Origin of the sequence: Butyrivibrio sp. M55 (assembly GCF_900116865.1) — a bacterium.
GTDB lineage: Bacteria > Bacillota > Clostridia > Lachnospirales > Lachnospiraceae > Butyrivibrio.
Genome location: NZ_FPCD01000001.1, coordinates 366797 through 382308 on the forward strand (window position 1 = coordinate 366797; position 15512 = coordinate 382308).

Genomic DNA, 15512 nt, shown 5'->3' on the forward strand with positions numbered 1-15512 from the left:
TAGATTATTTCTTTATATAAATTTTGCATCATAGGAAAAAAGTGTCCTCCCCATGATGCAAAATGTATTTAAATATTAACTATTCTCATTGACATAAACGCTAACTCTGTTCTGTATCAGTCCCGCTACTTCTTCTGCAGTTTTCTTTCCGCTAAAGAAAGACGCGCACTCTTCAGATATAATCTTTCCTACTTCATCATCTGATTCGTATCTTGTATCAATTGCAATTACAAAGTCTTTAAAGCCATTTACTTCTTCCTGTGATAAAGGCTTTTTCTTTATCTTATCACCAAAATAGAAATAATCGCTTTCGGAATCTCCGCTAAATTCTTTTGTCGATCTCTCAAGTTCAGCTTCAAATCTCGATTTATCGGCAGGGAAACCTGCGTAGGGAACTTCATTATACTGTCCCTCTCTTATGTCAAAGAGATTCCGGATAAATTCACATGCACCTTCTTTGTTTGCTGTTTTACTGTTCACAGCAAAAGCAATCGGCATGATATAGGATAAATTCTCTCCATCTTTACTGGGATACCCTATCAAGGTGACATTATCTTTAAAGATGCCCTGTTTAAGCTCAATATAACTGTCCATGTTAGAAAAAGGTGATTCACGGAACAAAGCTTCGCCATTGGCATATTTAAAATCAGGATTCATAAATGCCTCTCCATCCTTTGGATAATCGTCTGATTCAACAGGAAACTTATTTACAAAGTTTAAGAACTCAATAAAATCCTGATTGTCAAAATCACACTTCGAATTCTCCCAGTCAATATATTTATTCTTGTTAAACTTCCACTCGTGTGCAACAAGATTATCTTTTTTTATCATGCCGCCAAAAGCCTTATCAATCTCAAAGTTATGACTCTTGGCCATCTCTTCGCAATCCTTGTAAGACATCGAAGTCTTACCACCGGCATCCTGCTCACGCATTGCATACGTTACTACAGCAAAAGATGGAATAACAGAATAATACTTATCATCTGTCTTCATCATCTCCGCAATATTTGGAAGCATTTCTATATCTCCAAAAGCTCCGCCCTTCTCAAATTCCTTAGTAAGATCGAGAAAAAGCCCCTTGTCGACACATTTTCCAAAATCGGAGTACATGTCACTATAGATTCCGGAAACCATGATAATATCCGGAAGATCCCCCGATACAACATCGTTATTGAAATCATCCTGATAATCATAGTGTTTGGTAACTTCAATCCTATATTTATCATTTGTTCTGTTGAAATCCATGATCTGACTCTCAACACGCATGTCCATATTCATGGCACTCATCGTGATCAGAGTTTTATCCGGCACATCCTTGGGATCAACCTTCGTAAGCCTGTTAAGCTCTGAGTTATAATCTAACGGAACATCCGCAATGATTTCTTTGTCACTAAGCGCAACGGCACAGCCAACTGTTGTCCACTGACCGGATCCAATATTGGAATAATCATAATCAAGGATTTTTTCAAGCTTCCCTTGATTGGAATCATATGTAAAAATACCGTCAAAACTCTTCACATACAGATTGTGATCAGCGCCTCTAAAGAATTCATACATGGAATCCTCAAAGCCTTTAAGCGGTTCGCCTAAAGATTTATTGGCAAAATCAACCTCACAACATGCAAACTCGCCGTTTCCCTCATAGTACAAGCGGTCATCCGAGTCCTTAAACAACGTTCCAAAGCCATCATATGAACCACCTAATGCTTTTTCATCCAAGATTACATTGAAACCTTTTTTTTCATCATATGTCTCAATTCCTCTCGGAGTGCAAAGAACCAAACCGTTTTTCTCAGTCCATTCCATTGCGGTAATACTTAAGAACGGATCCTCTGTCAGTTCTTCGGGAAGCTCTGCTTTAAAAAGCTCTTTTCCGCTGCTGTCAATCTTAATAATATACGCTTTTCCGCCTTTAGAAGAATCATCGATAACTTCCGGTAAAGCCTCTTCCGTTGCCGAAGCAGCATCCGAAGCTTCATCAGAAGATTCTTCCGTAGGTGCTCCGTTGTAATGTTCATAAAAACAATTCAGAAAAAGATTTCCGTCTTTGTCAAATGTACAATATTGAGAATGATAATCTTCCCCAATTGCAACATCAAAAGTCTGAACATCACTTCCGTCGGGTTTGAATGAAATACATCTGTCCTTTTCCTCTTCGGTACTGACAAATGCCTTTATTCTGTCCCCAATGCATTCCATGCAAACTATTCGTTCACCCTGTGCAAGAATTCCATCAATCTTCTCCGCTTTAAAGATCTGATTTTTATCAACCTTTCCTGGCTCAACAGAAGTTTCATTTCCACCGGAATTCGCAGCATCATTTTTCTTACCGCAACCGGTAAATGATGTTACACAAAGTAAAAGAACAAGAATACTACAAACAACACTCCTTACTGCACCAACTTTTTTCATCGCTCTTCTCCATGAATTATGACTGAATAATCAAGTATTAGCTGTTTTCATTAAGATATGTTGTAACTCTGTTTTGTATAATTTCGGCAACCTGTTCGGCAGTCTTTTGTCCGCCAAAGAATGCTCCCGTTTCTTCCTGAACAATATTGTTTATTTCTTCGTCGTAGCAATCCAATTTGTTTATGGAAAGAATATAATCATGTAACTTCTGAGCTTCCTCTTCAGATAAAGGTTTTAATGTAACGTGCTTTTCGGTTACGGGATCTACCCAGTATGTCTGGTCATCCTTAGGTTTTTCCTTGGTCGCCTCCTGGAACTGCGCTTCAAACTTAGGCTTAATTGTCGAAAATCCATACCATGAATCCTTCTCATCTGTCAAAACACCCTTAATGAGATCCAAGATAACGTCCTTATGTTCTGTTTTATTGTTCACCGCAAATATAGAACCATTAAGCGAAGCAAGATTCTCACCGGAGTTATTGGGAAGACCTACCATTTCAAAATCTTCTCTGAATGCCAGCTGTTTATAACGTGCATAATCACCGGGGTCCGAGAAAAATGTCCTGTAGAAAATAGTTTTATCCTCTGCTACATATTTATCATCATCAACCCATTCACCGTTTTCCTTACCCTCATTTTGATGTTCCTCATCGGGAAACTTATTTACAAAATTCAGATATTCAATAAAATCAGGTGAGTTAAAATTACACTTCTTATTCTTCCAGTCAACAAATATATCGCCATAACTTGACCATAAAGTTGCGCCCATATTTTCTTTTGAATTATATGTTCCCATAGCAAGATCGTAGTTTGCTCCGCTATTTTCAATAATATCCTGCCACTCCTTAAATGTAAGAGTTGTTTTTCCATTAAGGAATTTTGATTTGGCAGCATATGAATTAACATAAAATGAAGGCATAAATGTGTATGTTTTGCCGTCGACCTTCATCATTTCAGCCACATTTGGCAGTAACTCAATATCACCTAGAGGTCCTCCCTTTTCAAATGCAGGTGTAAGGTCCATCAAAATACCCTTATCAACATACTTGCGAATAGCCGCTTCGCTTCCGGAAACACTTATGATATCGGCAGCTTTTCCTGACGTAATATCAAGATTAAACTGCTTTTCTATAGTCTCCCAATCATCAGAATATAATTCATTGTAGTTGATTATTTTAATCTGGTACTTATCATTTGACCTGTTGAACTTCATGACAGCAGTTCCAATCTCTGAATCCTTCCACTCTGACATAAGCGTAATAATAGTCTTATCCGCTACATCTTCAGGATTGACTTTGGTAAGTCTTGCGAGAGAAACCTTACTATACTGCTCATCCTCAGGGATACTTGCAATAAACTCCGTATCACTTAGCGCAACCATCTCAAGCCACATGTAACCACCTGTGCCGATATTGGAATCTTTAAAATCAAGAATTTTATTTAATTTAGAACCCTTGAGATCATACTTATATACTCCGCTATCATTCGATGCAAACATGTTTCCTGCATTGTCTGAGAAAAATGTATAATTGCCATACTTATCAAAGCCTTCAAGCTTTTTTCCGACTTCTTTTTTGTCAAGGTCGAGTATAGCGTTAACTTCGCCGTCTTCTCCACCATAATAAGATATAATCATCTCATTCTCTGACAACTTGACAAGATTATCGATCCAACCGTCTTCACCGCAAATTTTCTTCTTTTCAATCAGCATCTGCGGACCGGTCTTCTCATCAAAGGTTTGAACTCCATCTTCCGTAAGACAAATAAGACCGTATTTCTCAGTCCATGTCAAATTATAAATATTGAACTCAACGCCTTCGTCCTGATTATCTTTAGGAGCAAACTGCGCAAGGTCAACCTTGGCAATTTCCTTTCCGCTTGGATCAAGCTTTACAAAATAATTTTTGCCATCCTCTGATGCTCTGTCTTCGCCATCACCGGAAGACTGGGATTCATCAGCCGGAGTTTCTTCTGCAGAAGCGTCTGCAGAAGAAGCATCTGTAGAAGAAGAATCTGCAGACGAAGCGTCCAAAGAAGCTTCATCTGCTGCACCTGATTCTGAATCCTCAGTATCATCGGGCATTCCTTCTATATTTCTCTTGCCTTCATAGACATCTAAATATGCATTTCCGTCTTTATCAAAAGAACCGTTAATTACATAAAAATCTTTTCCGCTTCCGACATCGACAGATTGAACATCGGATCCATCCGGATTAAATGTAAGCAATCTGCACTTTCCATTTTGGGTCCTTGCAAAGAGCTTTATCTTATCGCCGACACATTTGATAATAGAAGCTTCTTCGCCGGGTTCAAGAATGCCCTCCATGTCTTCCTGTTTAAAAATTACATTTTTATCAATTTTCTTGGCTTCTTCCAATGAGACGCCATTATTTTTCTTTTTACCGCAACCGGTAATTGATGTTACACAAAGTAACAGAACAAGAATACTACAAACAGTACTCTTTACTGTACCAACTTTTCTCATTTCTCTTCTCCGTAAATCTTGACTGAACATTCAAGCCATTAGCTGTTCTCATTCAGATATGTTGTAACTCTGTTCTGAATAACCTCAGCAACCTGTTCAGCCGTTTTCTGTCCACTATAGAATGTTGCAGTCTCTTCTTCAACAATCTTGGACACTTCCTCGTCATAGCATTCAAGCGACTTGATACCAAGGATATAATCCTTCACAAGCTGCGCTTCCTCCTGAGTAAGAGGTTTTGCCTTTACTTCCTTTCCGGTAACCTGATCCCACCAAGTCGAATTATAATCATCTTCAGACTTTTCTTTTGTAGCCTCAGCAAATTGTTCTTCAAACTTAGCCTTAACCGGAGAGAATCCATAGAAGGAATCCTTTTCCGCAGTCAAAATACTCTTAATCAGATCATAAATAACATCCTTATGTTCTGTTTTGCTGTTTACGGCAAATGTAGAAGGATATATTGCTGCCAGATTCTCGCCGTCGTTATTAGGGAATCCTACAAATTCAAAATCTTCTTTAAAGGTAAGATTCTTTGTACGACCATACTCTTCAAAGCTTGTTAAGAATGTTCTGTAGAACAATGTCTTATCTTCCTGGACATATTTTTCTTCAGGAACCCACTCTCCGTTTTCTTCACTTTCGTGTTGATGTTCCTCATCAGGGAATTTATTTACAAAGTTCAGATAATCAATAAATTCCGGACTGTTAAAGTTACACTTCTTATTCTTCCAGTCAACAAACTTGTCTCCGTAATATGTCCATAAATATGATCCGACACTTTCTCTTGAGTTATACGTTCCGAATGCAAGATCATATTTTGCACCGTTGGCGTTAATAATATCATCCCAATCCTTAAATGAAAGAGTTGTTTTTCCATTAAGGAATTTTGTCTTTGCTGAACATGTTTCAACATAAAACGAAGGCATGAATGTATAGAATTTACCGTCAATTTTCATCATTTCAGCCACATTGGGAATATACTCGATATCTCCAAGCGGACCGCCTTTTTCAAATGCAGGTGTAAGATCAAGCAATATTCCCTTATCAACATACTTACGTAATGCTGCTTCATTATTTGAAACACAGATAATATCAGCAGCTTTTCCCGATGTGATATCAAGATTAAACTGCTTTTGTGCAGCTTCCCAATCATCCTGATACAAAGTATCGTAATTGATCATCTTGATCATATACTTATCGTTTGATCTGTTAAATTTCATAATCGCATTTCCGATATCACCATTCATGTACTGTGACATCAGTGTAATAACGGTCTTGTCAACTACATCTTCCGGATTAACTTTGGTAAGTCTTGCCAAAGTTGAACCACTGTTTCTGACATCATCCGATCCGGGAAGATTTGCAATAAACTCAGTATCGCTTAGTGCAACGGCATCAAACCACATATATCCACCGTTACCTATGTTGGAATCTCTAAGATCAAGGAGCTTATTAAGCTTCCCTGCGTTCATATCATATTTAAAAATACCGTCTTCATTCGATGCGTAAAGATTTCCCTCGCCACCTGTAAAGAAACTATAATTTCCATACTTACCGAAGCCTTCAAGCTTCTTACCGACTTCCTTTTTATCAAGGTCGAGAATCGCATTAATTTCGCCGTCTTCTCCCGAACCACCATAATAAGTAATAAGAAGCTCATTCTCGGAAAGTTTAGAAATATTGCCGAGCCATCCGTCATCGCCGCAGATCTTTTTTTTCTCGATTAGAACCTGAGGACCGTTTTTCTCATCAAAAGTCTCAATTGCTTCTTCTGAAAGACCGATAAGACCATATTTCTCAGTCCACATCATATTGTAAAGATCGAATCCTTCATCTTCACCGGCTCCTTCTTTAGAAAACTGGTCAAGGTCAACCTTTGCAAGCTCTTTTCCTGTAGGATCGAGCTTTACAAAATAAGATTTTCCTTCCTCCGGTGCATCACCTTCGGACTTACTGTCTTCAGAAGCATTAGCCTCATCAGCTGATGTTTCTGCTGCAGAAGCGTCTGCTGTAGCAGTATCAGCCACTGAAGCGTCTGACGCAGAAGAATCTGCAAATGAAACTTCTTCTGCAGAAGCATCTTCAGAATCACCGGATTCTACGCCTCCACCATACATCATATCTCTATCGCCTACATAGACTCTCATATAAGCGTTTCCGTCTTTATCGAATACGCAGTTATATACATAAGTGTCCTTTCCGCTTCCGACATCAACTGATTGCACATCGGATCCATCCGGATTAAATGAGATCAATCTGCACTTTCCATTTTCGGTATTTGCAACAACCTTAATCTTATCTCCGGCACTAGTAAGAACAGATACCTCTTCGCCCGGCTCAAGAATACCTTCAAGGTCTTCCTGTTTAAAAATACAGTTTTTATCAATTTTCTTGGCATCTTCCAATGAAACGCCATTATTTTTCTTTTTACCGCATCCGGTCATCGATGTTGCCAAAAGTACGGATACAAGCAAACAACTTACTGCTCTCCCGACAAATTGTCTTTTTCCCATTTACTTATCCTCTTTTTCTTCTTCCTGTCATTCATTTTCACTTCAAGTTCATACTTCTTATCAGCCAGTTTTTCCATTAAGCCGTGAAGATCAGTCTCCCTATGCGTATAGCAATTCTTCACAAAAAGGATGACTGTCACAACAGCGCTCACTTTCAAAAACAGTCCGATAATAAAAAGGACGGATAAAACATCTTCGTATCCTCTGGCAATGTTTTCCCAATAAGGGTAATATATTGCCTTTTGCCACATACTTCTTGTACCAAAAGAAGCTGCAACTTCGAGAAGCGACATAGGTTTAAACCTCTCTGAATTCTCGCAGATGTGCACCGATCCGCCATCCAGACCGCAACTCTCAGTTATATATTTGCAAACAATCCCTTCTACGGGATTGGGGCAAGCAATCTCATAACAATTGATTCCGCCGAACTTCGCTTTCTGTCCGGTTTCGGAAATCTCTTTTTCTACTGTTCTGCCGCTGTATATATCTCCAAATCTTGAAAGGCTTTCATAGGACATATAGATAACAGGTTCTTTAAGTCCTGCGGCATCATTAAACCTTCCCTTTTCTCTGTCTATAACACCTGCGATATAGTGGGGAGCATTATTGATATAGACAACTTCTCCGCATATATCGCTCGATCCAAACATATCCCACGCTATCTGCTTATCCAACACGATATAATTGGGCATCGTGGGGTCATCTTTAAATGCATTACCCGTCACAAAATTAAGCGGGTGAAAAAGAAAAAACTCTCCGCCAACTCCTATGGCGCGGGCCTTATACGGCTCTTTATCCTTATCGTAGCTTATGGCCACCGATCCCTGGGCGCTGTAACAACTGCTGAAATTCAGCTTTTTTTCGTTGATTCCGCCCTCATCTACCATCTTATTTTTAAAATCATATTCAAGTTTTTTTATGGCATTTTCATCAATACATTGATTCTGGGCATAAAACACACTTACCTGTGCCCATTTATCATCAACAGATAATCTTCCTATAACATTCTGATCGGGCATACTCCCAACCACAAATCTCGTTATGATCCCCAGAATAAGATCTATCAAAAGCAGTATCGTAATGAGTATAAGCGGTACTTTAGCTTCGATTAAAAAAGTCTTTATTTTGTTTTTTGCTTTTTCATTAAACTCTGATACTTTTTCTTTATCCATAATTATTTCTCTGCAAGTCTTACCTGATCTCCGGGCTCTATCGCTTTTGAAGCTGTTGTTATAATACTGCAATATTCGGGAAGATTACCCTCAATAGCTGTATTCTTCGAATCTGAATCAAGTGTAGTTACTTCAACCTTTGTAGCAATATATCTGTTTCCGAGAGGGGAACTCTTCTCTGTAAGGACAAGTACGTAGTTCCTGTTGTCTGCGCCTTTGATTGCATTATTGGGAACAATCAAATCATAATGCTTTGGCTTTTCACCCATCTTAAGAGATACTTCCTGTCCCGGAGTAACCTCGGAACTCTGGATTTTAAAGGTCAAAACCTTCATATTTGCAGGATCTTTTTTGTCATTTCTAATGGACTTAAGTATCGCCTTAAATTCCTCAGGTTTTTCAAAGCTGTATGGATTTGTAAGTTCGGCAACGTTTCCGACTTTTACTCTCTTTGCCTGCTCTACTTTTACTGAGCACTCAAGTGTCATGTCTTTTCCGTCAACCTGAATAACCGCAACGGGTTCTTCTGCATTTGTCTTTTCTCCGGCAACTTTGTTTATGCTGGAGATTATTCCGTCAACGGGTGCCTTGATTGTCGCTCCGGTTGACTCAGCCTCAAGCTTTGCAAGCTTTGCCTTTGACTCCGCAATCTTTTCCTTTAAATCCGTAAGACCGATTTCAGATCCCAAGCTGTCCAATACTTTCTGCTTTTCCTTTTCAGCCGCTTCCAATTCTGCAGCAGTCTTTGCTTTTTCCGCAGTAGCCGCAGCAAGTTTCTTCTGATTGTCCGCATCAAGCTGAGTTCCATAATTATTAAGCTGGCTCTGATCTTTTGTAAGCTCGTCTACCTTTTTCTGTAGATCAGCCGCTCTGTCCTCATCGCCACGAGCCTGCGCATCAGCAAGATCCGCCTGAGCCTGTGCAAGAGTATATCCGGGCGTTGCCGCATTATAATCACTGTCAGCCTTATCGGTAGTTGCTTTCTGTGTAATTGCATCAATCTGAGCCTGAGCTGCACGGTCCGCCTCAAGTGCCGCATCATATCTGTCTGTGGCAGCCTTTAATTCACTCTGATATTTATCCTGTGATGACTTCTTTCCTTTACGAACGTTTGTAATAACATCATCGGGTACTTTTCCTGAAAAAAGCTCTGTATCATATTTAAGTTCAAGATCATCAAGCTTCTCTTTTTCTGCAAGAAACTCTTCCGACTCTATGTCGTCAAGATAAAAGATGATGTCGTCTTTCTTTACGTGTGCGCCTTCCTTTACGGCTACACCTGAAATTTTTCTCGATTCCTTAACCGTAACTTCATACGGATCTTCCGCAACAATTTCTCCGGATATAGGAATTTCCTTAACTATTTCTCCGCTATCCACAGTAGTTGTCGCAACCTGTGCAAGCGAATAATTCATGATGGTATTTGAAAAGAATGTAAGCGCAAGCATAATGCAAAGAAAAACAATTGCTACGTTCTTTACAATATCTTTTTTATCCCTCTTTTTGTCCTTTTCTTTGTCTGTATCCTTATCTTCAACGATAAGCTGATTTTCATTACTCATCCTTTGACTCCTCCTTGGTAGGAAATACCTTCCACCAAATAATCTTCGCCGTACAAGAACAATAACAACGGCGGAATTAAATATATTACCGCAACTGCAAATGCAAGACTTATCTCACCTTGATTGATCTTTGACAAAAATACCGACAGTGGATGTTTATCTACATCCTTTAGCAAGATAAGAGGTTGCTCAACCATATTCCAATAGTCGAAAAATACCAATATCATTATTGAAGCGATTCCGCCCTTACACAGCGGAAACTGTATCCTTGAAAAGATTTCCCATTCACCCGCTCCGTCTATCTCTGCCGCCTCGGTAAGTTCCTTGGGAACTCGCTTCATAAACTTTGTAAGCAGATATATTGCAAACGGCGAGAAAAATCCGGGAAACCATATCGCCCACTTCGTATCCAAAATTCCCAGAAAATCTGAAACCAGGTAGTTCGGAACAAGTGTGACCTGATATGGCATAAGCATCAGAATGATGTACATGAAAAATATCACATTTTTTATCCTGCTCTCATGCCGTGAAAATCCGTAAGCCGCAAACGATGCAAGTGCAAGCTGCACTATAACTATCGGAACCGTATATATCATCGAATACCAGAACTTCAGAAGATACTCCGGGCTCTTTAAAAGAACCGTATAATACTGATCAAAAGTAACCATATCCGGAATAAACTTTAGATTTACAGTCTTTGAAATATATGTCCTCGCGCCATTTTCGTTTTTACCGTAATTATCAAAAATCGAACCGTAATTCGCATTTATCTCTGTCGCAGCCATAAACGAATTGGTAAGCGTAAGAAGTGTCGGCATTATGAAGAAAAATGCAAATATAATTGCCGAAACTGTTACTATGATCTTCTTTGTTCTATCTTCAAGTTCTTTTTTCTGTTTTATTCTTTTTCTGTATATTTTGCTAAACTCATTTTCCATAAAAGCTATTATCCTTCGACGTCTTTACCGTATGAGTCCTCAAACTTTATCAAAAAGTATATGAGTATCGAAACAATTATGAACATGATTATCGCCGCCGCAGAAAGCATCTGATAGTCGAGCGATGCGAATTTATTGTTCATGTAATGTTGCAGCATATAAAGCGTGTCATAAGGATAATCTCCGGTCAGCAGGTATATCTCCCTGAAAACCTTAAATGAATTGATAAGCGACATAATAGTCACAAACATTATCGTAGGTGATATAAACCTAAGCTTCACATGCCAAAATATCTGTAATTTACCGGCACTTTCTATTCTTGCAACTTCTATAAGTTCCTTTGGAATTCCTGCAAGCGCAGACATGAACAAAATCATGTTATATCCAAGGTTCTTCCATAAAAAAAGCGTAAGCAAAACAACATATGCTTTATCTGACTTAAGCCAGTCTGTCTTGGATGTATCCCCAAGCGCTGCAAGAACGTTGTTTACAATTCCGTTCTGATGGAACATTACCTGCCAGATAAGTACTATCGATGCCGTCGGAACCATAAGAGGACTTAAGAACGACGACCTGAAAAAACTCTTAAACGGAATCCTTGATTCCATCACTGCAGCAAGTATCAGCGATAGTACAACCGCAAGCGGCACCGCGGTAAAGGAAAAATTAAGAGTATTAAGTCCCGCTTTCCTAAACGCGTCATTATTCCATACATTCACAAAGTTACTAAATCCGACAAACTCTTTCTGTATCGGGTTATTCATAAATGAATAACCTATAATAACCATGAACGGTGCAACAAAAAATACAAATACTCCGATCAGCGAAGGGAGAAGAAAGAACCATGAAATGAGTTCTCTCTTTCCGACAGTCTTTACTCTTTGTTTAGGTTGTTTAGTTCTTTCAGTAATTAAAGACTTTATCTTCACTTATTAAAATCCTCATAAACAAATTTAGGAACTGATCCTTTCTTGAAACTGTAGTGATATGTAAAAACATCTTGATATTTATCATCAAATGATACAGTGAATTTTTTATCTACCTTATCAAACGGATACTCCCACTCAATATAGTCCTCAAGTATACAGTTTTCCATAATTTCTTTTATCTTGTCTTTGTCTGTATATGTTTCTACGTTAAAACCAAAATCTTTTCCGTCATAACACCATTTATCATAGATTTCTTTTTGCTCTTCTACAGACATCTCACTGAAGTTATATCCCGGAAAATCATCAGTAACCATAAGTTCCTGTATTTTATCAACAGGATACTCATTGCCATTATAAAGATCATTTTTTGCAAGCACATCAATTGTGCGAGTAAAATCCTTATACACAGGCATTACATAAGAAGAATACGGATCATTTTCAAAATCCACTTCCCCGATAGCACTGGTCTCTTTTATATAAGAGAATTTATAGTGTTCCAAAACATCCTGCTTATATGCTTCAACGAATTTCTCCATAACTGATACATCATTTGTAACTGTATCTCCTCCCGGGAAAGAACAATTCATTGATGCTTCTCCCGTAGATATTTCTTCTGCGTTAAAAAAATCATCAGCAAAACAAGGAACATGTCCCTTTATATACTCTTCACTGCTTGTAAGCTTATCCATAAGCGCAGGATCTATATCATAAGGAATCACAACATCACGATAAACTTTTCTTCCGTCTTTCAGATTATAGAGAATTTTTTCTTCCCATCCATATTTATAATAGTCACCGTCAGCTTTTCTGGCACACTCCATACTCTTTTGGGCAATCGGAAGAAATGTATCCATATCCGTGATCTTCATATTTTTAAAGGAATAAGTATCCCACTCTATTGAGGAATTAAAGCCATGATAAAATTGCCTTTGATAATAGTATCCAAAATCATTGTTATAAAGAGATGCACTTTCAACAGATGACGCATTGGGGACATAACTGTCATAGCCTAGAAGGTCACCTCTGTATATAAAAAAAATCAGTAAAAGTATAGCCATCGCCATGAAAGTTTGGCGTTTCCCTTTAGCAAAGCTCTTTACATCCGAATCAAGGCAAATTTCAATAAGTGAACCTGTAAAAACACATATTGCAAGCATTGCAATGCAAAGCAAAAGATAAAGCTTACGATTCCATGCCACATCAAAAATCGAATGAAGAACAACCATTCCGCCAAGCGATGTTATTACACAAACAAGAACCTTACATGCCCATCTTACAGGTCTGAAGATAACTGTCTTTCCAACATGTTCTGCCCTTCTGTACTTATATACAAATACAACCAACGCAGTTGCTATGATCGCAGTAACTATCATATCTATGTCATACCTGATTGAATGAAGATAATTACTCATGACGCTTGAAATATCAAAAGACTTATCTATCGAATAGTATTCAAATTTGTACATTATGTTATTAGCAAGGTTTTTCACATCGTTACAAGGTGACAAAATGGCCGTATTTTCTGACATATAACTTGCTGTTGAAAAGAATACCCGATTCAGATAATGGAATTCTTCTCCGAGTATAAACGGGAAATACAGCATAATACCTGTCAATATAAGCGCAATAATCCTTGTTCCGCACAGCAATATGGCAAGTGTTGTTATGGTAAAGCATGTGTAGAAAAATATTATCATTCTGACTGTCTGAATAAGAACAGCAATGATAAGAGCGGCGTTTAACGCCCCAAATGCCAATGCGGCAAGAATCGCAACAACTTCTACGCCAAGGAATATGGTTATAAAATTGGTAATCGCAACGAAATAAGCACTCTGCATTCTTCTTGCACTTGTAGTAGGAAGGCTTAAATAAAAATCAAGCTTACTCATACTAAAGAGATAAGAAAACTTAGTAAATGCATATATTATTCCGAGAGCACCTATCAAAATATAAAACATTGAGCCAAGTCCGATAGTATGCATAACTACAGCCTGCTTTTCATACAGCATCTGTGCTGCATCCTGCTCATGCTCAATTCCAAAGTGATGCGATCTGATAAACAAAAGCACCATCGGTACAACAAAAGCTATAAACATAACCGGAGCGACCATTACATATGACCACAAGCTCTTATTGCTCATTATATTTTTATTTGCTTTAATTTTATCAACCCATGATGAATTTGCGGATGTCATATCCAACCACCTCCGTCTCACTAATGAAGATCTCTTCCAATGTAAGAGCCAATATCTCAAAGAAAATCATATCTGCACGCTTAAATGCAGTCTCTATTTCCGCCCTCTCGCCCCTGACGGTAATAGTATGAAGTCTTCCGCGCTTATCATGTATAAGCACATCAAGTCCTTCAAGCGCTTTTTTCTCGTCTTCTTCAGTCTTAAATACGCACTGGATTTTCTGCATATTAAATTTCATGTCGGAAATATCTTCAGACAAAATAACACCGCCCTTATGAAGAAGTCCCACATGATCGCATATATCTTCGAGTTCTCTTAAATTGTGTGAAGCGATTACAGGAGTTAAACCTCTGTCTTCCATCTCGGCTGCAAAAAGGCTCTTTACTCCCTGTCTGACAACAGGATCAAGTCCGTCGAATGTCTCATCACAAAGAAGGTACTTGGTTCCCGCACATAATCCCAACAGGATTGATACCTGCTTCTTCATACCTTTGGAAAAGGTATTTATCTTTCTGTCTTTATCAAGGCCAAAGCCCGTCAAAAACTTATAAAACTTTTCTTTATCAAAATTCTCATACACCGATGCATAAAAACCTGCCATATCATCAGGTGTACTGTTAGGGAAAAAGTACTGATCATCCGAAATATAAAACACATCCTTCTTTACGTCAGGATTGTCGTATACAGGTCTGTTATCAACACATACAACACCGGAATCCGGTTTGATAACTCCTGCAATAATCCTTAACGTAGTACTCTTTCCTGCCCCATTTGTCCCAACAAGACCAAAAACTTCACCGTCAGCAATCTTCAGTGAAACATGATTGACAGCTTTGATGTCATCAAACGCCTTGTTAAGTTCAATTAACTCAATCACGCCTTTCCTTCCTCCTTCTTAAGCTCGGCTATCCTCTCTTTTATCTCCGATAATACTTCGTCATAGGCGATTCCTATACCGTTGGCTTCAACAAACAGTTCCATGATTTCATCTATCACTTCCTGCTTCTTGGTTATTTTAAGAGTATCATCTCCCTTGACAAAGTTTCCCCTACCTTTAACAGTATAAATAAACCCCTGCCGCTCCAGCTCAGTATATGCACGCTGAACCGTATTGGGATTAGTGGAAAGTTCCATTGCAAGACTTCTGACAGAAGGCATTTGCTCATCAGCCTGGAGTATACCTTTAAATATCTGTAATTTAAAACTCTCGACTATCTGCTCATAAATAGGTCTGCTGTCTTGGTAGTCTATAATTTTCATAGTTCTCCCATCCGTCATTTAATTTATGATATAACTCAGTAACAAACAA

The 15512-nt window shown here is 38.5% G+C and carries 10 protein-coding genes; all 10 read right to left on the reverse strand.

Going from position 1 to position 15512, the window contains the following annotated elements; genetic code table 11:
• Positions 1–75: 75 nt before the first annotated feature.
• From BM398_RS01720 to BM398_RS01765, 10 genes are read right to left on the reverse strand one after another with little or no spacing between them, the layout of a single operon-like run.
• Complete coding sequence (locus BM398_RS01720) at positions 76–2412, reverse strand: ABC transporter substrate-binding protein (RefSeq protein ID WP_092336146.1); 2337 nt, start codon at positions 2410–2412, stop codon at positions 76–78.
• Positions 2413–2449: 37 nt separating this feature from the next.
• Positions 2450–4897 carry an ABC transporter substrate-binding protein gene (locus BM398_RS01725; protein ID WP_175531793.1) on the reverse strand — a complete coding sequence of 816 codons (2448 nt, stop codon included), beginning with the start codon at positions 4895–4897 and terminating at the stop codon, positions 2450–2452.
• A gap of 38 nt (positions 4898–4935) precedes the next feature.
• Positions 4936–7407 (reverse strand): ABC transporter substrate-binding protein, encoded by a 2472-nt coding sequence (locus tag BM398_RS01730; protein WP_092336148.1) that lies wholly within the window; start codon positions 7405–7407, stop codon positions 4936–4938.
• Complete coding sequence (locus BM398_RS01735; protein ID WP_092336149.1) at positions 7374–8579, reverse strand: ABC transporter permease; 1206 nt, start codon at positions 8577–8579, stop codon at positions 7374–7376. Before BM398_RS01735 ends, BM398_RS01730 begins: the two co-directional genes overlap by 34 nt.
• Before the next feature lie 2 nt (positions 8580–8581).
• Entirely contained in the window at positions 8582–10141 is a 1560-nt protein-coding gene (locus tag BM398_RS01740) for an HlyD family efflux transporter periplasmic adaptor subunit (protein WP_092336150.1), read from the reverse strand.
• Positions 10138–11079 (reverse strand): carbohydrate ABC transporter permease, encoded by a 942-nt coding sequence (locus BM398_RS01745; RefSeq protein ID WP_092336151.1) that lies wholly within the window; start codon positions 11077–11079, stop codon positions 10138–10140. Before BM398_RS01745 ends, BM398_RS01740 begins: the two co-directional genes overlap by 4 nt.
• 8 nt (positions 11080–11087) lie before the next feature.
• Positions 11088–12008 carry a carbohydrate ABC transporter permease gene (locus BM398_RS01750; RefSeq protein ID WP_081670519.1) on the reverse strand — a complete coding sequence of 307 codons (921 nt, stop codon included), beginning with the start codon at positions 12006–12008 and terminating at the stop codon, positions 11088–11090.
• Positions 12005–14203 carry an ABC transporter permease gene (locus tag BM398_RS01755; protein WP_092336152.1) on the reverse strand — a complete coding sequence of 733 codons (2199 nt, stop codon included), beginning with the start codon at positions 14201–14203 and terminating at the stop codon, positions 12005–12007. Before BM398_RS01755 ends, BM398_RS01750 begins: the two co-directional genes overlap by 4 nt.
• Positions 14175–15080 (reverse strand): ABC transporter ATP-binding protein, encoded by a 906-nt coding sequence (locus tag BM398_RS01760; protein ID WP_092336153.1) that lies wholly within the window; start codon positions 15078–15080, stop codon positions 14175–14177. The genes BM398_RS01755 and BM398_RS01760 overlap by 29 nt, the downstream gene beginning before the upstream one ends.
• Complete coding sequence (locus BM398_RS01765; protein ID WP_092336154.1) at positions 15077–15463, reverse strand: GntR family transcriptional regulator; 387 nt, start codon at positions 15461–15463, stop codon at positions 15077–15079. Before BM398_RS01765 ends, BM398_RS01760 begins: the two co-directional genes overlap by 4 nt.
• Between the last annotated feature and the right edge of the window lie 49 nt (positions 15464–15512).